This window comes from Chryseobacterium sp. BGARF1, from assembly GCF_001677955.1.
Taxonomy (GTDB): domain Bacteria; phylum Bacteroidota; class Bacteroidia; order Flavobacteriales; family Weeksellaceae; genus Chryseobacterium.
Genome location: NZ_LELA01000049.1, coordinates 1 through 24,817, shown reverse-complemented (window position 1 = coordinate 24,817; position 24,817 = coordinate 1). Strand labels below are relative to the sequence as shown.

Annotated in this window: 19 protein-coding genes and 1 riboswitch; of the genes, 2 read left to right on the top strand and 17 right to left on the bottom strand. The window is 34.3% G+C overall.

Annotation, left to right across the window (positions count from 1 at the left end; all coding sequences use genetic code 11):
* Positions 1 to 27: 27 nt before the first annotated feature.
* The 9 genes from AB671_RS09590 to folE all read right to left on the bottom strand — a co-directional run bounded on the left by AB671_RS09590 (position 28) and on the right by folE (position 10,512).
* On the bottom strand, positions 28 to 537 hold the full coding sequence (locus AB671_RS09590) for a ferritin (RefSeq protein ID WP_066678431.1): 510 nt from the start codon (positions 535 to 537) through the stop codon (positions 28 to 30).
* A gap of 147 nt (positions 538 to 684) precedes the next feature.
* Positions 685 to 1,140 carry a hypothetical protein gene (locus AB671_RS09585; RefSeq protein WP_066678428.1) on the bottom strand — a complete coding sequence of 152 codons (456 nt, stop codon included), beginning with the start codon at positions 1,138 to 1,140 and terminating at the stop codon, positions 685 to 687.
* A gap of 180 nt (positions 1,141 to 1,320) precedes the next feature.
* Entirely contained in the window at positions 1,321 to 2,295 is a 975-nt protein-coding gene (locus tag AB671_RS09580; protein WP_066678426.1) for a hypothetical protein, read from the bottom strand.
* Between the two features lie 138 nt (positions 2,296 to 2,433).
* On the bottom strand, positions 2,434 to 5,079 hold the full coding sequence (locus AB671_RS09575) for a 4-alpha-glucanotransferase (protein WP_066678424.1): 2,646 nt from the start codon (positions 5,077 to 5,079) through the stop codon (positions 2,434 to 2,436).
* A 126-nt stretch (positions 5,080 to 5,205) separates the two neighbouring features.
* Complete coding sequence (locus tag AB671_RS09570; protein WP_066678423.1) at positions 5,206 to 6,369, bottom strand: T9SS type A sorting domain-containing protein; 1,164 nt, start codon at positions 6,367 to 6,369, stop codon at positions 5,206 to 5,208.
* Between the two features lie 121 nt (positions 6,370 to 6,490).
* Positions 6,491 to 7,798 (bottom strand): T9SS type A sorting domain-containing protein, encoded by a 1,308-nt coding sequence (locus AB671_RS09565; protein WP_185114091.1) that lies wholly within the window; start codon positions 7,796 to 7,798, stop codon positions 6,491 to 6,493.
* Between the two features lie 171 nt (positions 7,799 to 7,969).
* Positions 7,970 to 9,436, bottom strand: coding sequence for a cysteine--tRNA ligase (cysS, locus tag AB671_RS09560; protein ID WP_066678420.1), 1,467 nt, complete (start codon positions 9,434 to 9,436; stop codon positions 7,970 to 7,972).
* Positions 9,437 to 9,551: 115 nt separating this feature from the next.
* Complete coding sequence (locus AB671_RS09555; RefSeq protein ID WP_157444172.1) at positions 9,552 to 9,842, bottom strand: hypothetical protein; 291 nt, start codon at positions 9,840 to 9,842, stop codon at positions 9,552 to 9,554.
* Between the two features lies 1 nt (position 9,843).
* Positions 9,844 to 10,512: a GTP cyclohydrolase I FolE gene (gene folE / locus AB671_RS09550; protein ID WP_066678416.1), complete on the bottom strand. Its 669-nt coding sequence runs from the start codon at positions 10,510 to 10,512 to the stop codon at positions 9,844 to 9,846.
* 99 nt (positions 10,513 to 10,611) lie between these two features.
* Here folE and AB671_RS09545 point away from each other — a divergent pair, with 99 nt between their 5' ends.
* The gene (locus AB671_RS09545; RefSeq protein WP_066678413.1) at positions 10,612 to 11,763 is read left to right on the top strand and encodes a hypothetical protein; all 1,152 of its coding nucleotides are present in this window, start codon (positions 10,612 to 10,614) and stop codon (positions 11,761 to 11,763) included.
* Positions 11,764 to 11,848: 85 nt separating this feature from the next.
* Here AB671_RS09545 and metF read toward each other — a convergent pair whose 3' ends face one another.
* The 7 genes from metF to AB671_RS23050 all read right to left on the bottom strand — a co-directional run bounded on the left by metF (position 11,849) and on the right by AB671_RS23050 (position 21,241).
* Entirely contained in the window at positions 11,849 to 12,808 is a 960-nt protein-coding gene (metF, locus tag AB671_RS09540) for a methylenetetrahydrofolate reductase [NAD(P)H] (protein ID WP_066678411.1), read from the bottom strand.
* Between the two features lie 73 nt (positions 12,809 to 12,881).
* Positions 12,882 to 15,596 (bottom strand): methionine synthase, encoded by a 2,715-nt coding sequence (gene metH, locus AB671_RS09535; RefSeq protein ID WP_066678409.1) that lies wholly within the window; start codon positions 15,594 to 15,596, stop codon positions 12,882 to 12,884.
* Positions 15,586 to 15,951, bottom strand: a complete 366-nt coding sequence (locus AB671_RS09530; RefSeq protein ID WP_066678509.1) for a four helix bundle protein — start codon at positions 15,949 to 15,951, stop codon at positions 15,586 to 15,588. The genes metH and AB671_RS09530 overlap by 11 nt, the downstream gene beginning before the upstream one ends.
* A 29-nt stretch (positions 15,952 to 15,980) precedes the next feature.
* Positions 15,981 to 16,991, bottom strand: coding sequence for a homocysteine S-methyltransferase family protein (locus tag AB671_RS09525; protein WP_066678405.1), 1,011 nt, complete (start codon positions 16,989 to 16,991; stop codon positions 15,981 to 15,983).
* Positions 16,992 to 17,306: 315 nt separating this feature from the next.
* Positions 17,307 to 18,509, bottom strand: coding sequence for an O-succinylhomoserine sulfhydrylase (locus tag AB671_RS09520; RefSeq protein ID WP_066678403.1), 1,203 nt, complete (start codon positions 18,507 to 18,509; stop codon positions 17,307 to 17,309).
* Between the two features lie 196 nt (positions 18,510 to 18,705).
* Positions 18,706 to 20,247 carry an ACT domain-containing protein gene (locus tag AB671_RS23055; protein ID WP_066678401.1) on the bottom strand — a complete coding sequence of 514 codons (1,542 nt, stop codon included), beginning with the start codon at positions 20,245 to 20,247 and terminating at the stop codon, positions 18,706 to 18,708.
* Between the two features lie 55 nt (positions 20,248 to 20,302).
* On the bottom strand, positions 20,303 to 21,241 hold the full coding sequence (locus AB671_RS23050) for an alpha/beta fold hydrolase (protein WP_228390938.1): 939 nt from the start codon (positions 21,239 to 21,241) through the stop codon (positions 20,303 to 20,305).
* Between the two features lie 61 nt (positions 21,242 to 21,302).
* Positions 21,303 to 21,414: riboswitch (SAM riboswitch) on the bottom strand.
* Between the two features lie 186 nt (positions 21,415 to 21,600).
* Here AB671_RS23050 and AB671_RS09505 point away from each other — a divergent pair.
* Positions 21,601 to 24,213, top strand: coding sequence for an MGH1-like glycoside hydrolase domain-containing protein (locus AB671_RS09505; RefSeq protein WP_066678397.1), 2,613 nt, complete (start codon positions 21,601 to 21,603; stop codon positions 24,211 to 24,213).
* Between the two features lie 91 nt (positions 24,214 to 24,304).
* Here the strand turns inward: AB671_RS09505 and AB671_RS09500 are convergent, their stop codons facing one another.
* Entirely contained in the window at positions 24,305 to 24,730 is a 426-nt protein-coding gene (locus tag AB671_RS09500; RefSeq protein ID WP_066678507.1) for an OsmC family protein, read from the bottom strand.
* Between the last annotated feature and the right edge of the window lie 87 nt (positions 24,731 to 24,817).

Below are 24,817 nucleotides of genomic sequence, written 5' to 3'. Positions count from 1 at the left end.
CGAAATTTACTATTTAAAAAAATATTTTTAAGCTGTAGGATCTGCTACAAAAACTCTCTTCGCCAATTCTTGGTCAAAAAGATATAATGCCGAAGGGTTATCACAAACCATTTTGATTTTTGTTACGTACTGAGAAGCACTCGCTTCCTCTTCTACCTGCTCAATTATGAACCATTGCAAGAATGAAGTTGTTGCAAAATCTCCTTCTTCATTTGCATTTTTCACAATGTTGAAAATACTTTTGGTTACCGTCTTTTCGTGTGCCAAAGCTTTTTCAAAAATATCTGTTGCATTCTCAAACTCATGTGGTGGTTTTGCAATTTCCCCTAAGATAATTTCGCCACCCACATCGTTTAAGTAATCAAACATTTTGTCGGCATGCATCAATTCTTCTTTGCTTTGAACTCTGAAGTAATTGGCAATTCCGTCAAGATCTTTTGCTGAAAACCAAGCAGACATAGAAAGATAATATTGAGCCGCATATTGCTCGTGAGCGATTTGTTCGTTTATTAGCTGTGCAATTTTTTCACTTACCATAATAAAAAATTTATATTCAAAATTACGGATTAAAAGGCGAATTGAAAAGTTTTCACAAAATTTAGATTTAGATTGAATATAAAAAAGGGCAAAATTACTTCTGCCCTTCTAACATTAAAAATCAAAATTATAAACTTCTATATCAGCTTATATTGAGGTTCCAGACTGAGGTTTTGCCATCATTTTTCTATCATGCTTCATCCCTCTTTCTTTCATCATCGCTTTTCTTTCTTCCATTTTAGCTTTTCTAGAAACCTGCCATTTATCATACTGTTCCGGAGTCAGGATGCTTTTCATCTCATTATCCATTTGCTGTCTTTTGGCTTTCATTTTCTCCATTTTCGCCTGTCTTTCGCCTTTGTTTTTTTCAAACTCTGCTTTCATATCAGCTTTACGCTTTTCTTGAAGATTTTTTATTTTTGCAACCTGAGCTTCATTCAGATTTAATTCTTTCTGCATTTCAGAAATTCTTTCCTGCTGCTTCAGTTCCATTTTTTTATGCATTTCCTCTCTGTTGATCTTTTTATCTTGAGGATTTACCTGCTGTGCCATTGCAAAACTTCCTGTTACGATAAAGGCTGCGGCTAATACTAATTTTTTCATGTGCTTAAATTAATTAATTGTTTTGTTATATCTTTTTGATACTGAATTCCACAATAAGTTAAAAATGAAATTCATAAATAATGTTAAATTTAATTATTAATATCTCAACACTTTTTAAAATAAAAAAGAGAGTAGATAAGAAATCTACTCTCAACACCACTCAAATATAATATATGAAAATTAATTTCTTACTAAATTCCCTCTGAAGCCAGAATTTCTTCCTTCATTAGAATTATTCTGCTGTCTTGGAGCATTATTTTGTTGTCTCGGACTAGAATTTTCGTTTCTCGGTTGTGATCTGAAACCTCCATTTCCGTTATTTCTTGGAGTATTGTTCTCAGGTCTTGGAGTAGCTTCTCTCTGTCTTTGTCCACCTTCATTTCGTCCATTATCATTTCTGAATCCTCCATTATTACTTCTTACTCCACCATTTCCGTTATTGTTTCTGATCCCGTTATTTCCGTTGTTATTTCTTATGCCATTATTGGAATCTGAATTTCTAAAACCACCGGAAGAATTTCCATTTCTAATACTTCCCGCTCGTGAAGATCTTACAACATTTAAAGTTGGGTTATCATTTCTACGGAAGCTGTTTCTGTCAACTCTATAAATATTGATATTCACATTTCTATATCGAGGCATTACTCGGTATGTCGGAACATAATGTGTTCTTCTGTAATTCTGGAAATAGACAATCGGGCTAGAACCGTGATAATAGTTGTTTTGGAAAACTACAAATACTCTTGGTCCTAAAATTCTTTCCATTGCATAAAATCTATCGTAATACCATCTGTCTGGGTTGTAACGGTAGAAATTATTCCACGAAGCAAAACTTGAGTATAAATTATTCAGGTACATAATCTGATCAATTTGCCAACGGTTTAATCTATGCTGAGCAAAAAATCCGTTCCAGTTGACATTGATGATACTCTGTCTGTAATCATTGTAATAACTCTGGTAATAATCTGTAGGATAATAATCTTGTGGATAATTGTAGTAATAATCATCCGGAAAATAATTCCTGTCATCATCATCACTGTAGTAGCCGTCATTATTTCCATAATACCCATCATTATATCCTCCGTTATTTGGATATTGCTGAGCAAAAGATAACGTTGCTAAACTTAATGCAAATCCTATAAATATATTTTTCATTTTATTGATCGTTAATTGGTTAATCCAGAACTTTCATTCTTGTCTTTTGGATGTAGATAAAAAAAAGAAGTTAAATCAACAGATAAAACTTCTTCATAAATATTTTTAAATAATTGATTTTCAACACAATAATTTTAATCAACTTCTACCACTTTCATTAATCCATTTTGAAATCTTTTGATTAAATTCTACATTTTCTGTTAAATTTTCAATGTTTACATGCATTCTATAACACCAATAGTGCGGAAACACTGCAGGATTATTAATTCTCTCATTCTCAATCTTCGAATTGACTAAATTTTTATCGATTGCAAAGAAATCCTGAATAGGGAAAATTGCTAACATTGCATCGTTGTAAAGATGCTGTTTCATTATAATTTCGGCTAAATAAGGTTCTAAATTATTGGGCGCTTTTCCATTTTGATTCAATTGTTGATTAAAATAAGTTTGCGTTAACTGAGGATCTTCTTTCCACCATTGACGAAGCGTTGAACTGTCGTGCGAAGAAGCCGTCACCACATTCATATAATCTGCTTTTTTAGGGTTATAGAAAGAAATATTTCCGGAAGGCATACGTTGAACTTTCAATGCGACAATCGCCAATTCATCCATCACTTCAGGTACACAATCAGGAATCATCCCCAAATCTTCACCGCAGATCAACATATTTGTGGCATTTAAAATTACCGGAAGCTTTTCTATTGCGTTTTCTTTCCACAATTCATCCTGCCTTTTAAAGAAATAATCCTGATAAAGCTCGTAAATAGATTTCCTTTCCCAATCAGAAAGATATTGGTAAGATTCAGTTTTAAAAATGTTAAATCTCGGATGATAAACCGTTTCGTCGTTTTTTTCTTCAGTCAAGAACAAAACATTCGCACAAAGCGAAATTAATTTTTTAGAAATATCCACAGGTTTATCTTTAAAATGATTAGCAATCTTTCTTTGCGTATTGAATTCTTCTTTAAATTGATAAGTTCCGTCTGAATTTTTATTGATAAACTGTAAAGCGTTAAAAGTTTCTTCCCCAAAATATTTCCATAGAATTTCATCATTAATAAAAGGCTTGCAATATCTTTCAAAATCAAAAGGGATATGTCTCGCTTTAAATTCATCCAAAACTACCGGAACTGCAGGATAAAAATATCCTAAAATACCCTGAGTTGCCGAAATCGGCATTCTCCAGATCCTGAAAAATCCTAAAATATGATCGATCCTCATTGCATCAAAATACTGTTCTAATGCTTTAAACCTGTTTTTCCACCACCTGTAATCATCTGCTTTCATCGCTTCCCAGTTGTAAGTTGGAAATTCCCAATTCTGCCCGATCTCTGTAAACTGATCAGGAGGTGCACCTGCCTGAAAATCCATTCCAAATAGATCTGGTTCCGCCCATGCTTCAACAGAATGCCTATAAATTCCAATCGGTAAATCTCCTTTCAACGAAATCCCTAAACCATGAGTATAATCAACGGCATCTTTCAATTGTTTATGAAGCTGAAACTGTACCCATGCATGAAGCATCGAAGCATCATAGTCTTTATTTTTTGCTGAGAAAAAAGGTGCAATCTTACCTGCAATATATTTTTTATGGGCTTTCCACTCGTTGAAATTTGGTGTTTTGTATTTGTCTCTCAAAACACAAAATGCAGAATACGGTAAAAGCCATTCTTCATTATCTTTAATGAATTTTTTGAAGCTTCTGTCTTTATAAATCTTCTCTTTTTCGGTATTGAAAATAGCTTTTAAGTATTTCCATTTTGCAGAAATCATCTTTTCGTAATCAATTAACTCTAAAGAATTTAATTCTGATTTTTCCGCAAGAAACCCTTCAACTAATTCTTTCGGTAATTCAAAATCAAGATTTTCTATAGAAATATATTGGGGATGTAAAGCATACACCGAAATTGTCGCATAAGGATAAGAATCTGTCCATGAATAATTGGCAGAAGTATCATTGATTGGTAAGATCTGAATAATTCCTAATGAAGCTTTATCTGCCCAATCTGCCAGCTTTTTTAAATCAGAAAATTCTCCTACACCAAAACCATCTTCAGTTCTTAAAGAAAAAACAGGAACCGCAACCCCTGCATCATGATACATTTGGTAAGATCTAAACCTGAAATAATGATTTGCTATGATTTGCAAAACATCTTTTTGTTGATTAGGCATTGTCGACCTATTTTCACCACTTTCTATATCAATTACTTTTCCTTCAATTGTATCAAAAATTGCGTATTTATATTGAATAAGCTGGATTTCCGGAATATCAACAGAAGCTTCCCAAATTCCGAAATCAGTCTGAGATAAAGGAATTGAATTATCAGAACTCCAATTCCCTAAAGAAGGGGTATTTCCTATTAAAACAATTTCCCAGTCCGGATTATAAACCGGTGCTTCAATTCTAAATAAATGAGTATGTTTTTTTAAGACCGAAATTTTCCTTGGAACTAATTGAGAAAGTTTGTTTCTGAGAATTTTATTGTTCAGATAGTTTTCAGGAAAATTTTTACTGTTCCATTCATCAAAAATTAAAAACTCTTTATAATTATGAGAGAAATTTAAATGATGCTTAACAAATTCTTCACGCAAAACATTTCCTCTCTCATCTTTAAGCTGATATTTGTAAGCTATTGTTTTAGAAAAAAAATCTACCTCACATTTCCATAAGTTGTCAGAGTAAAACATCATGTAACTTCGATTGGCAGAATCTTTTTCATCAATAAGCAACTCTAGTTTTTCGCCGGATCTTGCATGATATTCAATATTAAAATATAATTTCATCGATGTCTATTTTCTTTAAAAATACGCTTAAAAATTGAAAAACAAGCTGTTGCAATGTCAAATATTCGTTAAAAAACCTTTCCTCAATACAGAGAAAAGGTCTTTAAATATTATAAAAAAGTCAATTTATTTAGTAACCAAAATTTTCTTAGACAATAAGTTTTTTCCAGATTCTTCTGCGACGCTCACCACATAAGTTCCGGTTACCAGATTTCTAAGTTGAATCTGCTGATTAAGATTTCCGTCTTTTACAGATAAAGTTGTTGACATCACTGATTTCCCAGAAGCATCGAAAACATTCACTTTAATATTTCCTTTAATAGCTTTATCATTTACATTTACGGTAATTGTCTGCTCATCAACTTTTGTTGGATAAACGTCAATATTTGCCAATGTGTTTGCAACAGCAACTCTGTCATTCGCAAAATATTTACTTGCCAAATCATAAATATGCAGATTCTGTTCACCAGGAAGTTGTTTTGCTTCCAGATTATTAAGATTCAATTCATACAAAGCAGCTCCTTTTGCGCTTGCAATTACTACTTTTCCTTTAGAATTTACCGCTGCTCCATTTACAGAATAATTATCGGGTAAACCTGTGATTTTACCTAAAAATTTTGCCTTTAATTCTTTCGTTGAAATTTTAAATACATTTCCAGAAGCTGCAAAAACGTAGAAATTATTATCTGCATCAGCAATCATATCGCCACCAAAACCAGTTTCCATTGCAGTGAACGAATTTTTACTGTTTGAAGCATCGTCTTTAATGATGCCAAGATCATTTACAACGTACTGATTATTTTTTTTACTGATTTGAATAAATTGTGTTCCTGCATTGTTAATGGCGTAAATATTTCCATCATAACCAGTTGTCATTCTTGTAATATGCGAATTGATATCACAAGATGTAACTCTTGCAACGGTATTTTCAACTAAAGTGATTTCTTTTGTTTTCTGATTTAAAACATAAATATTAGATGAAAACATAGGCATATACACCAGATTATTACCTGAAGGATCATACGCTAATGCAGCCAAAGTCATAGACTGAGCATGATTGTAAGAGTTTTTGTCTTCAGTAATCGAGGCTTTTCTTGATTGAGAAATTACTTTTGCTTCCGAAGAAACCGTAAAAATACTTTCACCGGAAGTTCCGTCTGAATTCATCGCACGGAAATCATTGAACTCAATTCTTGGAGAATCTTTTCCTGCCAATGCAAAAAAATCCTGCTGTGCACTAACTGTATTTCCAAGTAATAATAAGATAATAGGGAATAAATGTTTTTTCATGTGTTAATTTTTATTTGTAATTGTTTTAGTCTTACTAAGTTAAATAATTTTCTTGAATAAGTAAATAAAAAAAACACTCTCAAAACAAAAGTAATGAGAGTGTTTTTTTTGATGAAGATATTTATTCTTTGATAAATTTTCTATAATGATGCATCCCTTGATGCAATACAGAAACTGAATAAACGCCTTTGCTAAGTCCTGAAACATTTATTCTATTATCTGCACTTTTTCCCTTCCAAATCAATCTTCCGGAAAAATCCCAAATAGAAAAAGAATCTAGTAGTACTTTTGATTTAATATGCAGATAATCACCTGTAGGAATAGGATAAATTGCAAAAATATCAGAATCACTTCCTGACCCCGTTTGAGGATTGCCCGGATTTTGGGGAGTCCCCGGATTCTGAGGATTCTGAGGTTCAATTGGTCTTCCAGCTAATTTTACGATTCTCCAATAATCACCATCTCCTCCTAAACCATCCCATCCAAATGCAAAGGTAGCATCAATTCCTTTAGACTTCACAAGTGCTCTACCTACATTATTAATAAGAACCCAAGTAAGACCACCATCCTTACTGAATTTTGAACCTCTTGAACTTCCCGGATTGTAGCTTCCAGATACAGCAATTAAAATATCAGTATTTGGTATTTTTTCTATAAAGGTTTGTCTACCAAACCCTGGATCACTTACATATTGCTCTGTTAAAAAACCATCCGTCGTTTTATATAGTTTTCCAGTATTATAGTCTGTAAAATATGCCGTATTAGAATTAATAATTGCAAAATGTCCTAAACTTTTGCTGTCAAGCTCATAATGAGATGTAGTGTAAGGACTTTGTGTTACCGTCCAAGTCGTACCCTTATCATTAGTTTTAATAATCTCTCCATCACTAGAACCAAACCAAAAAGAATCACCCAATTCATCTTTTATATATCTAGGAATTTGATTAGGTTTTGAATTCGTAAGCAAAGCACCTCCTTTCGGAATCCATGTCGCTCCACCATCTGTAGTTTTAAATATCTCGATTTTTTTTGGCCCGCTGTTGCTCATATCTGGATAGCAAACAACAATCCCAACATTTGTATCCCAAAAATGAACGTAACTTAAACCTGTGGTAAAATCTTTTATTGAATTCCAAGTATTACCACCATCTGTGGTTTTGTACAAACGCCCTCTTCCAATGTTATTTTGATAAGTGGTTGCTAAAAAGGCAACATTTTCTGAAGCTGCAAAAAAATCTGTAACTGAAAAATTATAGTCATTGTATTGAAATACCGTGGGTATCATATTCCATGTAGTTCCTCCATTCGTACTTTTTGTGAAAGCTACCCTACCATTAGTATTCCAATAATTAGCCCAAATAACCTGCTCGTTAACAATACTGTAATGAATAGAAACATTATCGACACTCGAAGGATATAATGTGTTCATTTTTGACCAACTAAATTGAGAAAACAATACCAGATATGAAAAGAACACAAGAATAAAAGAAGATAGTTTTTTTATCATAGTTAATAGTTTTAATGGATGTTTTCAAAGTTAATAAAAAATCCCTTTCAAATGATTAATTTGAAAGGGATGTAAATTTTATGAATAATAAGATCAAGAAATAGAGTACGTTGTGCCTTCTCTTCCGTCTTTTAGCTCAATTCCTTCTGCTAAAAGTTTATCTCTGATCTGGTCTGATAGGTCGAAGTTCTTAGATTTTCTTGCCTGATTTCTCAATTCAATTAAAACCTGTAACGTCTGATCAAGTTTTTCATTATTATTTTCTTCGATATTCTGCAATCCTAAAACATCAAAAACAAAAGCATTTAGTATAGATTTTAAATCTTCCAGATCTTTAGCAGAAATCGTTTCTTTTTCGTCTTTTAAAGCAAAAATAAACTTTACTGCTTCAAATAAATGAGCAATCAGAACAGGTGAATTAAAATCATCCGTTAAAGCATCATAACATTTTGTTTTCCAATCTTCCAAACTAAAACCAGATTGTTTTTCGTCATTCGGAGTGATTGAATTTAATATTTTTAATGCTTCCATTAAGCGGCTGAATCCTTTTTCGCTCGCCAACATTGCATCATTAGAAATATCTAAAACACTTCTGTAATGTGCCTGTAAAAAGCAAAAACGAACGATAGCAGGATGGAAAGGTTTTTCAAAAAAATCATTCTCACCAGAAACCAATTGCATTGGTAAAATATAATTCCCTGTTGACTTACTCATACGCTGAGCATTCATTGTCAACATATTAGCATGCATCCAGTAATTTACCGGAGAAGCTCCGTTGCAAGCTTTTCCCTGTGCAATTTCACACTCGTGATGCGGAAATTTCAAATCCATTCCGCCACCGTGAATATCGAAAGTTTCACCTAAATATTTCGTGCTCATTGCAGTACATTCAAGATGCCATCCCGGGAAACCTTCTCCCCAAGGCGAATTCCAACGCATAATGTGTGCAGGAGAAGCTTTTTTCCACAATGCAAAATCCTGAGGATTCTTCTTTTCTCCTTGTCCGTCTAAATCTCTTGTGTTGGCAAAAAGCTCTTCAATATTACGTTTTGAAAGTTCACCGTAATTTAAACCTCTTGCATTATATTCCAAAACATCAAAATAAACAGAACCATTGCTTTCGTAAGCGAAACCTGTTTCAATTAATTTTTGAGTCAGCTCAATCTGCTCAACGATGTGACCAGTTGCAGTAGGTTCAATATTTGGAGGTAATAGATTGAACATATCTAAAACCTTGTGAAAATCTACAGTATATTTCTGCACAATTTCCATAGGTTCTAACTTTTCAAGACGGGTTTGCTTTACAAAACGGTCGTTATTTACATCTCCATCATCGGTAAGGTGACCTGCATCGGTAATATTTCTTACATATCTTACCTTATACCCAAGATGCGTTAAACTTCTGTAAATAAAATCGAAAGAAAGAAAAGTTCGCACATTTCCCAAATGCACATTGCTGTAAACAGTTGGTCCACAAACGTACATTCCTACATTTCCTTCTAAAATTGGTTTAAATATTTCTTTTTCTCCCGCAAGCGAGTTGTATATTTTTAGTTGCATAATTTGATTTGAAATTTGAGGTTTGAGGTTTGAGGTTTGAAATTTGAGATTTCTTCATGATAAAAACTATCCACAACAAATAATTGTTGTGATGAAAATCTGTGTTGAAACTTTTCTAAATTTTATCATTTAATCTATTTTTAAGTAAAGATGAAAGCTCCTCGTAAAAACTAAAATCTTCTTTCAAACTTTTGTTCTCCGTTGGGAAAAATAAAATTCCTAACATTGGAGTCTGATGTAAAGTAAAAAAATATTTATCTATACTAAAATCATAATATTTTGTATCGAAACCGTCGTCTATCTTCTCAATTAAAACCCCTTTATAAGGATTTAAAATTTCTTTAACTAGGAAATCAAATATAAAGTTATTAGCTTTTTCATAAAGAATAATTCCATTTTTTTCCATTTTAATAATCCAATTTCGCATGACTTCCTACATAATGTAGAAACTCTTGTCTTGTAATAGGATTGGTTCTGAAAATTCCGCTCAATTCTGCTGTGATCGTAGAACTTGCGGTATCTTTTATTCCTCTGCAGTTTACGCAAAGATGTTTTGCATCAATAATACAGGCCACATTCTGTGTTCCCAGTGCATCTTTTAGTGCATCCACGATTTGCATGGTCAGTCTTTCCTGTACCTGCGGTCTTTTTGCATAATAATCAACAATTCTGTTGATTTTTGAAAGACCTATTACTTCACCGCTAGAAATATAAGCAACGTGTGCTCTTCCTATGATCGGTAAAAAATGATGTTCACAGAATGAGTACACCGTAATATCTTTTTCCACCAACATTTGGCGGTATTTATATTTATTTGAAAAGGTAGAAATTCCAGGTTTATTTTCAGGAAGAAGTCCTCCGAAAATTTCGTTCACATACATTTTCGCAACTCTTTTTGGAGAATCTTTTAAAGAATCGTCGGTCATATCAAGACCTAAAGTTTCCATAATCTCACCAAAAAGCTCGGTAATTTTTTCTATTTTTTCCTGTGGCGATTTCTCAAAAGCATCTTCACGGATCGGCGTATGCTCTTTCCCTGTAAAAATATCATCATCGTTATCGGTAAAATCAACCATTTTAAATAATTTTTCAACAAAAATACGGATAAAATCTTTTCGGCTATTTCAATTTATCCTTAAAAATATTACCTTTCGGTTTTATTCTGCTAAAAAGTTATGATCACGGTTGAAGAAGTACAAAATACCCAACAAAAAAAGGAGTTTCTCGATTTCCCGGCAAGACTTTATCAACATGACAAAAATTACATCAGACCTTTAGACAAAGACATCAACGAAGTTTTTAATTCTGAAAAAAATAAATTCTATAAAAACGGAGAATGTGTAAGACTTTTATTTAAAAAAAAATCTGAAACCGTTGGAAAAATTGCCGTTTTTATTAACAAATCTTACGAACAAGACCAGCCCACTGGCGGAATTGGATTTTTTGATTGCATCGACAATCAGGAAACTGCCAATTTCATTTTTGATTACTGTAAAAACTGGCTTCAGGAAAGAGAAATCGAAGCGATGGATGGCCCAATTAACTTCGGAGAGCGTGATAAATTCTGGGGACTTCTGACAGAAGGTTTTATTGAACCTTTATATTGCATGAATTACAATTTTCCTTATTACAAAGAGCTTTTTGTAAATTATGGATTTAAAATATATTTTGAACAGCTTTGTTTTTCGAGACCTATTTTTGCAGAAGTTTCGAGAGTTTTCACCGTGATGCATGCAAAGCACAGCAAAAATCCTGAGATTTCGGCAAAACCCATGAAGAAGAATAATCTGGAGAAATTTGCAAAGGATTTTACTGAGGTTTACAATAAAGCCTGGGCTTCACACGGTCAAGGAAAATGTTTAGACGAATCTAAAACCATAAAAATGTTTAAGACAATGAAGCCCATTATCAATGAACATATCTCATGGTTTGTGTATGAAAATGAAAAACCTGTTGCCATGTGGATGAATATTCCTGACCTTAATCAATGGTTCAAATATCTGAACGGAAAATTCGGGATTATTGAAAAATTAAAATTTTTGTGGGTTAAAAAGTTCAAAAAGAATGAGAAAATGGTAGGTCTCGTTTTCGGTGTTGTCCCAGAATGGCAGAAAAAAGGTCTTGAAGGATACATGATCTGGGAAGGTACTCAACATTTAAGAAAACATACCGACTTCAAAACCACTGAGCTGCAATGGATCGGTGATTTTAATCCTAAAATGATAAAAATTGCAGAAAATCTTGATACTACAGTTACTCGAAAATTGGCAACTTATCGGTATTTGTTTGATAGGAATAAAGAATTTGAAAGGCATCCGGAATTGTAGTTTTATATTTCAATTAAAACCCAAAACTACAAACAAGAAAGCCTTGTTTTTTTTTAACAAGGCTTCAAATCAAATATTACTTTATTTAAAACAGCTCTCCCGCCACTTTCTTAATATTATCACTTTTCCCCATTGAATAAAAATGTAGGACAGGCACTTGAAAATCTAATAATTCTCGACATTGACTGATCGCCCATTCAATCCCAATTTGTTTTACGGCTTCATTATTTTTTGCACCTTCAACAGCATTAATTAAATCTTCAGGCAAATCTATTTTAAAAACTTGTGGTAAAAGCTTCAGGTGATTCTTTGTTGCAATAGGTTTGATACCAGGAATAATAGGAACTGTGATACCCATTTCACGAGCTTTAGTAACAAACTCGATATACTTTTTATTATCAAAAAACATTTGGGTAACGATATAATCTGCTCCTGCATCTACTTTTTGTTTCAACCATTTCAAATCATAGTTCATTGAAGGGGCTTCCATATGTTTTTCAGGATAACCGGCAACACCAATGCAAAACTTATTGTGCTCGTCACAAATCTGCTCATCATTATGAAGATATTTCCCACGTCCTAAATTATTGATTTGACCTACTAAATCCATTGCACTTGCATGACCACCCAATGTTGGTTCAAAATACTGATGTCCTTTCATGGCATCGCCACGAAGCGCCATAATATTATCAATTCCTAAGTACATACAGTCGACCAGAAGATATTCTGTTTCTTCTTTCGTAAAACCTCCACAAAGCAGATGTGGAACAGTATCTACATTATATTTATGCTGAATAGCGGCACAGATACCTAAAGTTCCCGGGCGCATTCTGGTGATTCGGCGCTCCATCAAACCATTTCCTTTGTCGATATAAATATATTCTTCACGAGAAGTTGTAACATCAATAAATGGAGGTTTAAATTCCATTAAAGGGTCGATATTTTTATATAGATCTTCAATCCCAATTCCTTTTTGAGGCGGAACAACTTCCAGGGAAAATAAAGCTTTTCCGTTTGCGTTTTTTATATGGTCTGTGATTTTCATTTAATAATAGTAAGTTTTAATTTTTTTGAATTGAATTTTAGTTTTTTACCGTTGCCACCAAAAAACTAAAACATTAAATTCCATCTGCTAAATTTGGAGATAACCATTTCTTCGCCTCTCTTAAAGAAATTCCTTTTCTTTCTGAATATTCTTTCACCTGCTCTTCTGTGATTTTTCCTAAACCAAAATACTTTGCATGTGGACTTCCAAAATAATATCCGGAAACTGCCGCTGTAGGAAACATCGCTAAACTTTCGGTAAGGTAAACTCCAATATTTTCTTTCACTTTCAAAAGATTCCAAATCGCATGTTTTTCTAAGTGATCCGGACACGCAGGATAACCGGGAGCAGGACGGATTCCTTTATATTTTTCTGCAATCAATTCTTCATTGCTTAAATTTTCCTGATTGGTATAGCCCCAATATTCTGTACGCACTTTTTTATGTAAAAATTCAGCATAAGCTTCTGCAAAACGATCGGCAATAGCTTTTACCATAATGCCGTTGTAGTCGTCATTATCTTTTTCATATTGATCTGATAGTTCATCAGTTCCAAAGCCTGTACAAACACAAAAAGCACCCATGTAATCCGTTTTTCCTGTACTTTTTGGGGCAATAAAATCACTTAATGCCAAGTAATCTTTACCTTTTGACTTTTGAACCTGCTGTCTTAGCGTTAAAAATTTAACTTGCTCCTGATCATTTTCATCATAAATAAAAATATCATCGGTTTCGTTTGAATTAGCTTTAAAAATTCCGAAGATTGCTTTTGCTGTTAATAACTTCTCATCAACAATTTTCTTTAGAATTTTCTGTCCGTCTGCAAATAGTTCTTTGGCTTGCTCACCTACCACCTCATCTTCAAGAATATTCGGATATTTCCCATGCAGATCCCAACTTCTGAAAAATGGAGACCAATCGATGAACGGAATCAATTCTGCTAGATCCTGATTTTCAAAAACCTGAATTCCTAATTGATTTGGAGTGAATATTTCTTCATTTTCCCAATCGATTTTAAATTTATCAGCTCTTGCCTGTTCCAGAGAAACGTACTCTTTATCAACCTGTCTGTTCAAAAACTTTTCACGAAAATCTGAGTAGTCATTTTTAAGGTCATCTACATATTCTTTATTTCGGTCTCCCAAAAGAGAACTTACAACATTTACCGCACGAGAAGCATCATTCACATGAACGACCGCATTTTTATATTTTAAATCAATCTTAACTGCAGTATGCGCTTTTGAAGTCGTTGCACCACCTATCAATAAAGGAAAATTAAGATTCTGACGTTCTAGTTCTGATGCGATGTATACCATTTCATCCAAACTTGGTGTAATCAATCCACTTAAACCAATAACATCAACTTTATGTTCAATTGCAGCTTGTATAATTTTTTCGGCAGGAACCATTACACCTAAATCGACAATTTCGTAATTGTTACAACCCAAAACCACACTCACAATATTTTTTCCGATATCATGCACGTCTCCTTTTACCGTCGCCATTAAAATTTTCCCGTTAGCTTTTTGTTTTTCGTCTTTTTCAGCTTCAATAAATGGTTGAAGATAAGCCACCGCTTTTTTCATAACACGGGCAGATTTTACAACCTGAGGAAGAAACATTTTTCCGGCACCAAATAGATCTCCAACAACACCCATTCCCGTCATTAGATTAACTTCGATAACATGAAGAGGCCTTGCAGATTCTAACCTTGCCTCTTCTACATCTTCTTCAATAAAACGATCGATTCCTTTTACCAAAGAATGTGTAATTCTCTCCTGCAATGGATGGGTACGCCATTCTAATTCTTCAACTTTTTCTTTCTTTACCGATTTATTTCGTTCAGAATAATCTAAAAGACGTTCCGTTGCATCATCCCTTTTATCAAGAATTACATCTTCAACAAGTTCTAAAAGTTCTTTATTGATTTGATCATAAACCTCGAGCATTGCCGGGTTTACAATTCCGATATTCATCCCCGCCTGGATGGCATGATAAAGAAAAACCGAGTGCATCGCTTCTCGCACTGTATCGTTTCCTCGGAAAGAAAACGAAACATTAGAAACTCCTCCACTCACCGAAGCATAAGGAAGATTTTGACGAACCCAACGTGTTGCTTCGATGAAATCGATTGCGTTTCTTCGGTGTTCTTCCATCCCGGTTGCTACCGGAAATATATTTAAATCGAAAATAATATCTTCTGCAGGAAACTTAACCTCATCAACCAAAATATCATAAGAACGTTTGGTAATCTCAAGTCTTCTTTCGTAATTATCAGCTTGCCCAATCTCATCAAAAGCCATTACAATAACAGCTGCTCCGTATCTTTTGATTGCTTTGGCGTGTTTTACAAACTCTTCTTTTCCTTCTTTTAAACTGATAGAATTGACTACACATTTCCCTTGTACAACCTGAAGACCTGCTTCCAAAATCTCCCATTTGGAAGAATCAACCATGATTGGAATTTTAGAAATATCCGGTTCAGAACCGATCAGGTTAAGGAATTTGATCATAGAAGCTTTTCCATCGATCAAACCGTCGTCAAAATTAACATCAAGAATCTGAGCGCCTCCATCGACCTGATCACGGGCAATATCTAAAGCTTCAGAAAATTTTTCTTCCTTTATTAATCTTAAAAACTTTTTAGATCCGGCAACATTCGTTCTTTCACCAACGTTGATGAAATTTGATTCCGGAGTTATAATTAAAGGCTCGAGGCCTGACAAACGAAGATATTTGGTTGTTGGTTGTTGGTTGTCGGTTGTCAGATTTATACTGTTATTTTCCATTGTTCAACTTTTTATAATAGTTAATAAAACCGTTGATTAATTTTTTGCAAACTAAAACTTGGTTTGAAACTTCATTAAATTCGAATTCAGAAATATAGTTTTGATCCAATGATAAGTAGATCTGTGTTTCCAATTCAAATAAAGAACCTTTTGCAATATGCAAAAACTGTATTGTATCATTAGAAGTTCTTCTGCCACAACCTTCTGCAATATTTGATGGTATTGAGACGGAGCATCTTCTGATTTGATTAGTTAATCCAAAAAGTTCTTCTTTGGGAAATTTTTTAGTTTTTTCGTAAACTAAATTGGTTAATTTTCGCGATTCTATCCATACTTCCAAACTTGTATATTCCATATTTATTTTCATATTTACACCGACAACCATCAACTAACAACCGACAACTTTCTTGGTTCGTATTTATCTACTAAATCAGCGATTGCTTTGATATGTTCCGGCGTTGTACCACAACATCCACCAATAATATTGATTAATCCTTTTTCTACATATTCTCTAATCTGCTCAGCCATAAATTCGGGAGATTCGTCATATTGCCCGAAAGCATTTGGTAAACCTGCGTTAGGATATGCCGAAACAAAAAAGTCTGAGTTATGCGCTAATGTTTCCAAATAAGGCGTTAATTGGTTTGCTCCCAAAGCACAATTGAACCCGACACTTAATAAATTTAAATGCGAAACGGAAATCAAAAAAGCTTCTGCGGTTTGTCCACTCAACGTTCTTCCTGAAGCATCCGTAATCGTTCCCGAAACCATGATCGGAATTTCAATTCCTCTTTCTTCCTGAATTTCATCAATTGCAAATAATGCGGCTTTTGCATTCAAAGTATCGAAAATTGTTTCTACCAAAAGAATGTCTGAACCGCCATCTAATAAAGCTTCAGACTGTTGTTTGTAAGCTAGTCTTAATTCTTCAAAAGTAATCGCACGAAAACCAGGGTCATTTACATCCGGACTTAAACTTGCTGTTCTGTTGGTGGGCCCAATAGAACCTGCAACAAATCTTGGTTTATCCGGATTTTTAGCGGTAAACTCATCACAAACTTTTCTGGCAATTTTTGCAGACTCGTAATTCAGTTCGTAGACCAAGTCTTCCATGTGGTAATCTGCCATCGCAATCGTAGTTCCTGAAAATGTATTGGTTTCCAAAATATCGGCTCCTGATTCTAGGTATTTTCTGTGAACTTCTTCAATGGCTTCGGGTTGAGTCAAAGAAAGTAAGTCATTATTTCCTTTTACCGGGTGTTCCCAGTCTTTGAAACGTTCGCCTCGGTAATCTTCTTCTTCAAATTTGTATCGCTGAAGCATCGTTCCCATTGCTCCATCGAGAATTAAAATTCTTTCGGATAATGCTTTGTATAGTTGTTCTGAATTTTTCATTTTACTTTTTTTGAAATTGTTCTTTTCATTTTAATAGGATTTTATCCTATTCTGATTTAAATCGTCCTTGCAGGACTCTTTTATTTATTTCAAACTTTTTATTTCTAAGCCTTGTCAAGGTTTTGAACCTTGACAAGGCTGACTTTTACGCTGAATCTTTGCGGCCCGACTTGAGCGGAGCTCTTTTTGCCGGAGCGAAGCGGAGGCAAAAAAGCGGGAGTGGAAGGCGGAAAAGCTGCCCAAATAATTAAGTTTCGGCTAAAGCCTTATACTCAACTCATCCACTAAAACGGGTTAAAGCCCGTTGCTATTGAATTAATCCAAAGCCTGCTTTAAATCTGCAATAATATCTTCCACGTTCTCCAAACCTACCGAGCAACGAACCAAACCTGCGGTAATTCCCACTTCATTTCTTTCTTCATCAGACAACTTGGAATGCGTTGTTGATGCGGGATGCGTAACAATCGTTCTGGTATCGCCAAGATTGGCAGAAAGTGAGCACATTTTTATTTTATCTAAAAAGTTTCTTCCCCCTTCGATACCTCCTTTGATTTCGAATGCTACAATATTTCCGCCCAGTTTCATTTGTTTTTTAGCTATTTCATAACTCGGATGAGACGGCAAGAAAGGATATTTCGTTAGTTCTACATTCGGATGGCTTTCTAAAAATTCTGCAACTTTTAAAGCATTTTCACAATGTTTTTCTACTCGGATTGCCAAAGTTTCTAAACTTTTAGACAAAACCCAAGCGTTGAAAGGTGACATTGCAGGACCTGTATTTCTTGCAAAAAGATAAATCTCGCGAATCAAATCTTCTCTTCCAACCGCAACTCCACCTAAAACACGACCTTGACCGTCAATTAATTTTGTAGCCGAGTGAACAACGATATCTGCACCGTATTTTATTGGCTGTTGTAAATATGGCGTTGCGAAACAGTTATCCACAATGAAAATTAGATTGTGTTTCTTTGCAATTTGTCCGAAAAATTCTAAATCTAATACTTCAATCGCCGGATTGGTTGGCGTTTCCAAGTACAAGATTTTTGTATTGGGTTGAATGTATTGTTCTACATTTTCAGCATCTTCTGCTTTGAAATAAGTGGTTTCAATATTCCATTTTGGGAAATACTTGGTAAACAACGTATGCGTAGATCCGAAAACCGACTGACAGCTTACAATATGATCTCCTGTATTTAGCAAAGTGGCAAAAGTTGAATAAATTGCCGCCATTCCCGTTGCAAAAGCATAACCAGCTTCTGCGCCTTCCATTTTAACGATTTTGTCAGTAAATTCTGTAACATTCGGATTTGAAAATCGGCTGTACAAGTTTTTTGATTTTTCTTCTGCAAAGCTCGCTCTCATATCTTCTGCATCTTCAAAAACAAAGCTTGAAGTAAGATATAAAGGTGTAGAATGCTCGTCAAACTGAGATCTTTCGGTTTGAGAGCGAATGGCAAGAGTCTCGAAGTTTGTTAACAGTTGCTCGTTGTTAGTTTTTGGTTGATTATTATCGCTCATAAACTTATTTATCTTTTTAGTAATGCATCAATTTAATTATGATTTTTTTAAATTTTTAAATTGACATGTTACTATATTGTTATAATTTGATTTGTTATTTTTGATAGGATTTCATCCTACCTTGATTTAAATCGTCCCTTCGGGACTTTTCGGCGATGAAAGACTTCAAACTTTCATCTTCCAGCATCCTACGTGTTTATTTCGTTTCACTTAATCTTAAAATATCTCCGAAAACTCCTCTTGCCGTTACTTTTGCTCCGGCTCCGGCTCCCATGATGACAATTGGGTTTTCACCATAACTTTCGGTATAGATTTCAAAAATAGAATCTGAACCTTTTAACTGTCCTAAAGCCGAAGTTGCAGGCACTGAGATTAGTTTTACATCGAGGTTACCTTTTTCTTTCTGTAAATCTCCATGCAAATCTCCTACATATCTTAAAACGTGGCCAGGCTCTTGGCTTTTCTTAATTTCATCGTATTCTTCATCTAAGTCTTCCAATCTTGAAAGGAATTCCTGTTTTGAGATAGACAATAAAGCTTCCGGAACTAGGTTTTGAATGTTGATATCATTAAACTCATTAATTAAATCTAATTCTCTCGCCAAGATCAATAATTTTCTCGCCACATCGTTCCCTGATAGATCTTCTCTTGGGTCTGGCTCCGTGAAACCTTTTTCTAAGGCTTCATTAACAATGGTTGAAAACTTATCATCTCTCAAAGAAAAATTGTTGAATACATAACTTAATGTTCCTGAAAAAACACCTTTAATTCTTGTGATATTTTCACCAGAAAGATGCAAAAGTTTTATGGTATCAATTAACGGTAAACCTGCACCAACATTGGTTTCATACAAATAACGTTTGTTATTTTTGTTCAACGTATATCTTAGTTTACGGTATTCTTCAATAGGTAAAGTGTTGAAAATTTTATTTGAAGAAACTAAATCGAACCCATTTTCTGCCAAAGCATGGTAGTTTTTAACAAAATCTGTACTTGCTGTATTATCAACAACAATAAGATTTTCAAGCTGGTTTTCTTTAGAGAAATTAATTAATTCATCTACATTAGAAGTTTTTTCAGAGGCAAAAACCTCATTGCTCCATTGGTTGTCAAAACCTTTTTTGTTGAAAGCAATTTTTCTAGAATTGGCAACAGCAACGACTTTAAGATGTATATTTTTTCTTCTTTTAATTTCTTCCGAAGAATGTAAAACCTGCTCTATCAAAGTCTTCCCCACATTTCCGTGACCGATAATTGCCAAGTGAACTGTTTTTGGTTTTTTGAAAATTTCAGATTCAATGATATTTTTAGTTTTCTCATCCTGAGAAGATGTCACAACAATATTGATACGTTTCTCGCTTGAATTCTGGTTTAAAAGCAATGGAAAAACGTTGTTTCTTGCTAATTCTGAAAGTATTTTATTTAAATCTTCTGCCACAAAACCAATGACAGAAACATTGTTGATGCTGTAAATCTGAGTAACTTTTCCTGATCTTCTTTCCGTAGCAAACTCTTCGATAAGACAGTTTACTGCTTTTTCAGAATCATCTTCGTGTACCAAAATTGACAATCCGTTTTCTACCGCCTGCTGAGAAATTATTCCTACACTGATACGCGCAAATGTAAGCGCTTTAAACACTCTTCCATCAATCCCTATTTCACCTAAAAAATCTTCTCCTTCAAATTTGATGATTGATCTGTTCTTTAAAAATTTTATTTCGTTTGCATTACTTTTCATCTGTAACCTTTTTTAATTTTTTTATAAGACAGAGTTACCTTTAACTCCTTTTTTCCTACAAAATGTTATTTATGATATTATTTAATTGACTGTATTCCATTAAGAAGGCGTCGTGCCCATGAACTGATTTGATCTCGTGATAGAAAACATCTCTTTTATTTTCCTTTAGCTTTTCAAAGCCGTTTCTGATTTCAGAGGCAGGAAAAAACAAATCTGTATCTACAGAGATCATGTGCATTCGTGCCTGAATTTTCTCCAACATATTTTCCTTTGTATTTATATTCATCAGTAAATGATTCATCAGTTGATAAGATTTTAAACTAAATCTTTCGGCAAGAGAATTACCATGATAAGTCAGCCAGTCTTCAGATTCTAGCTGTTGTTTTTCTGAGTTGAATTTATTTTGAAATCTTTCGTTTAAAGACTGAGGAGTTCTGTAGCACAACATTGCATGGATTCTAGCTTTTTGAAGTGGTTCATCATTTCCATTTAATAAAAATTTCTGAACGAGACATTGAGCATGCAACCAATCATGAGTTTTAGAATCACAGGCAATCGGAATAAAAATTTCGGCTAAATTTGCTTTTTTTGAAAGCATTTCCCAACCAATTCCTCCACCCAAAGATCCTCCAATCAGAGCGTATAAGTTTTTAATATTTAAAGATTCGAGGCCTTTCAGAAATATATTTGCAATATCTGAAGGAGTAAAATCTGAATATTCGTCAATAAAAAAATCGTCATATCCATTTCCGGGAATATTGAAACAGAGTACAGTATATTTACTTGTATCAATTACCTGATTTTCACCAATCAGTTGTTTCCACCAGCCTTTTTCTCCGGCAACGTTTGAGTTTCCGGTTAAGGCATGATTTAACAAAATAATGGGTGCTGAAAAAAGCTCTTTCCCAAAAAGCTGATAGCTTAACGGGATATGATATTCTCTTAGAGAATCGGTTTTGTACAAAAAATTAATATGTTGCAGTTCTGTTTTCAAATTATATATTATTAAAAATAAATTTGAAAATGCCATGAGAATGGCTGAAAAGAACTTCAGTAAGTTATCTGTCCAAAATAAATTATTTGGTAGAACGTAGCACCTTCTCTGCTTGCGCAAAGGGTTGCTAAGGTTTCATAGGGTCTATATCCCTCAACCTTTCTTGATAACATTTTCAATATGTAAATGAACGAATGGTGCAAAGATAAAACTTTTTATTTTAAAAATTAAAAAAAATTAACAAATAATATAAAACGTAATCACAGCAGGGTTTTGAGAAGATTGTTAAGAATTATTCAGATTAAAAAAATTGGAATTATTTATCAAAAAAATTAACTTAGCAATGAAAATGGCTGAAAATGAATATCGAAAAGCAAAGATTACAAGATAAAGACTGGAAAAACTGGGGTCCCTATGTAAGCAACAGACAATGGGGAAATGTACGTGAAGACTACAGCCCCAACGGAAATGCTTGGCATTTTGCCAACCACGACATTGCAGAAAGCCACACGTATCGTTGGGGAGAAGAAGGTATCGCTGGAATTTCGGATACCAAGCAACTTTTCTGCTTCGCTCTTTCATTTTGGAATAAAAAAGATAAAAGAATAAAAGAACGTCTTTTCGGGCTGAGCAATCCACAAGGAAATCACGGAGAAGATATTAAAGAAATTTTCTACTATCTTGATAATACACCAACTCACAGCTATATGAAAATGGTGTACAAGTATCCTATCACCGAATTTCCTTATGATGATATCGTAGCAGAAAATGCAAGACGTACCAAAAAAGAACCTGAATATGAACTTTTCGATACAGGAATTTTTGATAAGGATGAATATTTTGATATTTTCATAGAATACTGTAAATCTGACGCTCACGATATTTTAATTCGTGTTACTGTCTGCAACAGAAGTAACCAAGCTGCCCCGATTGTTATTTTGCCTACAACTTGGTTTAGAAATAACTGGAAATGGGGCTATAATGAATACAAAGGTCAGGTAGAAAGCGGAAAAGAAGGCTGTATCAACGTGGTTCACGACAGTCTTCCCATTAAAAAGTTTTATTCAAAAAATAAAAATGCAGAACAGGTTTTCTGTGAAAATGAAACCAATAACCCCAAACTTCATGGCACTCCGTCTGTAGAAAATACTTACTATAAAGATGGAATCAACGATTATATTATTCATCAACAAAACACTGTAAATCCTGAAAGAAAGGGGACAAAAGCAGCTTTCATCATTGATGAAGTCATCGAAGGAGGTCAGTCTGAAATTTTTGAATTCAGATTGTCACCTTATGATATGGATGATGCATTTTATCAGTTTGATGATATCTTTAACGCAAGAATGAATGAGGCGAATGAATTTTATGATGAAATTCAGCAGGATATATTTAATGATGACGAAAAAAATGTGCAGCGACAGGCTTTTGCAGGGCTTCTTTGGAACAAGCAATTCTATCATTACAACGTAGGAAAATGGTTAAAAGGTGACCCAAATTATGAAGCTCCGAGAGATTTTAATCATTATGTAAGAAATACAGAATGGGAACATCTTCACAATAAAGACATCATCTCAATGCCCGATAAATGGGAATATCCTTGGTATGCGACTTGGGATTTGGCATTCCACTGTGTTCCGTTTTCAATTATTGATGCTGATTTTGCAAAAAATCAATTGCTTTTGCTTACTAAAGAATGGTACATGCATCCGAACGGACAAATGCCTGCTTATGAATGGAATCTGAGTGATGTCAATCCGCCTGTTCATGCGTGGTCGTGCTTCAGAGTTTTTAAAATTGATGAAAAAACCAACGGAAAACCAGACCTTTTATTCCTTGAAAAAGTTTTCCAGAAACTATTGCTCAACTTTACATGGTGGGTTAACCGAAAAGATAAAAGCGGTAAAAATATTTTTGGCGGCGGATTTTTAGGATTGGATAACATTGGTGCTTTTGACCGAAATATGGAACTGAAAGACGGTGAACATCTTGAGCAAGCCGATGGAACAAGCTGGATGGCAATGTACGCATTAAATATGATGCGAATTTCTATGGAATTGGCTCAATATTATCAGGTTTACGAAGATATGGCCATCAAATTTTTTGAGCATTATCTTTATATTGCTGAAGCCATGGAAAACATGGGTGAAGGCAAAGAAGGTCTTTGGAATGAGGAAGACGGATTCTTTTACGATGTTTTACAGTTGGCAAACGGAGAAAGTGTTTCTTTAAGATTGAGAAGTATCGTAGGGCTGATTCCTTTATTTGCAGTTGAAATTATCGACCATCATCTGCTAAGCAAAATGCCAAATTTCCGTGCGAGAATGGAATGGGTTTTAAAAAATAAACCTGAACTGACATCTTTAGTTTCTCACTGGGATGAAGAAGGGAGCGGCAGAAAACATTTGATGAGTATTCTCCGTAAAAACCGACTTACAAAAGTTTTGACAAGAATGTTGGATGAAAAAGAATTTCTAAGTTCTTACGGAATTCGTGCAATGTCTAAGGTTTATGAAGAAAATCCGTTTGTGTTTACGGTGCACGGTAACCAAAATGTAGTTTATTATACGCCTGCAGAAAGTGACAGCAGAATGTTTGGCGGAAACAGCAATTGGCGCGGTCCGATTTGGTTTCCGATTAATTTCCTGATTGTTGAAAGCCTACAGCGTTTCCATTTTTATTATGGAAATAGTTTAAAAGTAGAATTACCTACTGGAAGTGGTGAAAAGAAAAACTTAGATGAAGTTGCCCAAAATATCAGTGGAAGGCTCTGCTCTATTTTCTTAAAAGATGAAAGCGGACAACGCGCTTTTAACGGCGGGAATTATAAATTTAATTATGACCCGCACTTCAAAGATTACATCACATTTTATGAATATTTCCACGGGGATAATGGTCGTGGAGTTGGAGCTTCGCATCAAACTGGATGGACTGCAACTGTGGCAAAACTGATGAAGCCGAGACTGGCGTAATTGAGTTGGAGGGTTTGAGTGAAGTAGTGTTTGAGAGTTGTTGAAAATATTTTCTTATTCAATAACTCTCAAACACTAAAACTCTCCCACTCTATTGCTCAACTTTCTCTCCGTTTACGAAAACTTCGTACCCGATTTCTACATTAGGTTCTAAAGTTTTTGAAACCGAACAGTATTTTTCAAAAGATAATTCTGATGCTTTTAAAGCTTTTTTAGGGTCGATATTTCCTTCCAATAAAAACTTTACCGTAATTGATTTGAATGGTTTTGCATCATCCACCTGAACTCTTTCACCTTCCACTTCAGCTTTAAAGCCTGTGATTTCCTGCCTTTGTTTTTTTAAAATTGAAACCACGTCAATTCCACTACAACCTGCAACTGCCATCAAAACGCTTTCCATAGGAGAAACTCCTTTTGCACCAGGTTGAGAGGTATTATCTAATAAAATTGAATTTCCCTGAGCATTGGTACATTCAAATAAAAAATCGTCGTTGAGTCTGTTTAAAGTAATTTTCATGTTGCTTGTTGCTTGTTGCTTGTTGCTTGTTGCTTGTTGCTTGTTGCTTGTTGCTTGTTGCTTGTTGCTTGTTGCTTGTTGCTTGTT

What these genes read in the sequence shown, in the direction of transcription:
- AB671_RS09590 (WP_066678431.1), bottom strand. Translation starts at nt 537, where the DNA reads ATGGTAAGTGAAAAAATTGCACAGCTAATAAACGAACAAATCGCTCAC.
- AB671_RS09585 (WP_066678428.1), bottom strand. Translation starts at nt 1,140, where the DNA reads ATGAAAAAATTAGTATTAGCCGCAGCCTTTATCGTAACAGGAAGTTTT.
- AB671_RS09580 (WP_066678426.1), bottom strand. Translation starts at nt 2,295, where the DNA reads ATGAAAAATATATTTATAGGATTTGCATTAAGTTTAGCAACGTTATCT.
- AB671_RS09575 (WP_066678424.1), bottom strand. Translation starts at nt 5,079, where the DNA reads ATGAAATTATATTTTAATATTGAATATCATGCAAGATCCGGCGAAAAA.
- AB671_RS09570 (WP_066678423.1), bottom strand. Translation starts at nt 6,369, where the DNA reads ATGAAAAAACATTTATTCCCTATTATCTTATTATTACTTGGAAATACA.
- AB671_RS09565 (WP_185114091.1), bottom strand. Translation starts at nt 7,798, where the DNA reads ATGAACACATTATATCCTTCGAGTGTCGATAATGTTTCTATTCATTAC.
- cysS (WP_066678420.1), bottom strand. Translation starts at nt 9,436, where the DNA reads ATGCAACTAAAAATATACAACTCGCTTGCGGGAGAAAAAGAAATATTT.
- AB671_RS09555 (WP_157444172.1), bottom strand. Translation starts at nt 9,842, where the DNA reads ATGGAAAAAAATGGAATTATTCTTTATGAAAAAGCTAATAACTTTATA.
- folE (WP_066678416.1), bottom strand. Translation starts at nt 10,512, where the DNA reads ATGGTTGATTTTACCGATAACGATGATGATATTTTTACAGGGAAAGAG.
- AB671_RS09545 (WP_066678413.1), top strand. Translation starts at nt 10,612, where the DNA reads ATGATCACGGTTGAAGAAGTACAAAATACCCAACAAAAAAAGGAGTTT.
- metF (WP_066678411.1), bottom strand. Translation starts at nt 12,808, where the DNA reads ATGAAAATCACAGACCATATAAAAAACGCAAACGGAAAAGCTTTATTT.
- metH (WP_066678409.1), bottom strand. Translation starts at nt 15,596, where the DNA reads ATGGAAAATAACAGTATAAATCTGACAACCGACAACCAACAACCAACA.
- AB671_RS09530 (WP_066678509.1), bottom strand. Translation starts at nt 15,951, where the DNA reads ATGGAATATACAAGTTTGGAAGTATGGATAGAATCGCGAAAATTAACC.
- AB671_RS09525 (WP_066678405.1), bottom strand. Translation starts at nt 16,991, where the DNA reads ATGAAAAATTCAGAACAACTATACAAAGCATTATCCGAAAGAATTTTA.
- AB671_RS09520 (WP_066678403.1), bottom strand. Translation starts at nt 18,509, where the DNA reads ATGAGCGATAATAATCAACCAAAAACTAACAACGAGCAACTGTTAACA.
- AB671_RS23055 (WP_066678401.1), bottom strand. Translation starts at nt 20,247, where the DNA reads ATGAAAAGTAATGCAAACGAAATAAAATTTTTAAAGAACAGATCAATC.
- AB671_RS09505 (WP_066678397.1), top strand. Translation starts at nt 21,601, where the DNA reads ATGAATATCGAAAAGCAAAGATTACAAGATAAAGACTGGAAAAACTGG.
- AB671_RS09500 (WP_066678507.1), bottom strand. Translation starts at nt 24,730, where the DNA reads ATGAAAATTACTTTAAACAGACTCAACGACGATTTTTTATTTGAATGT.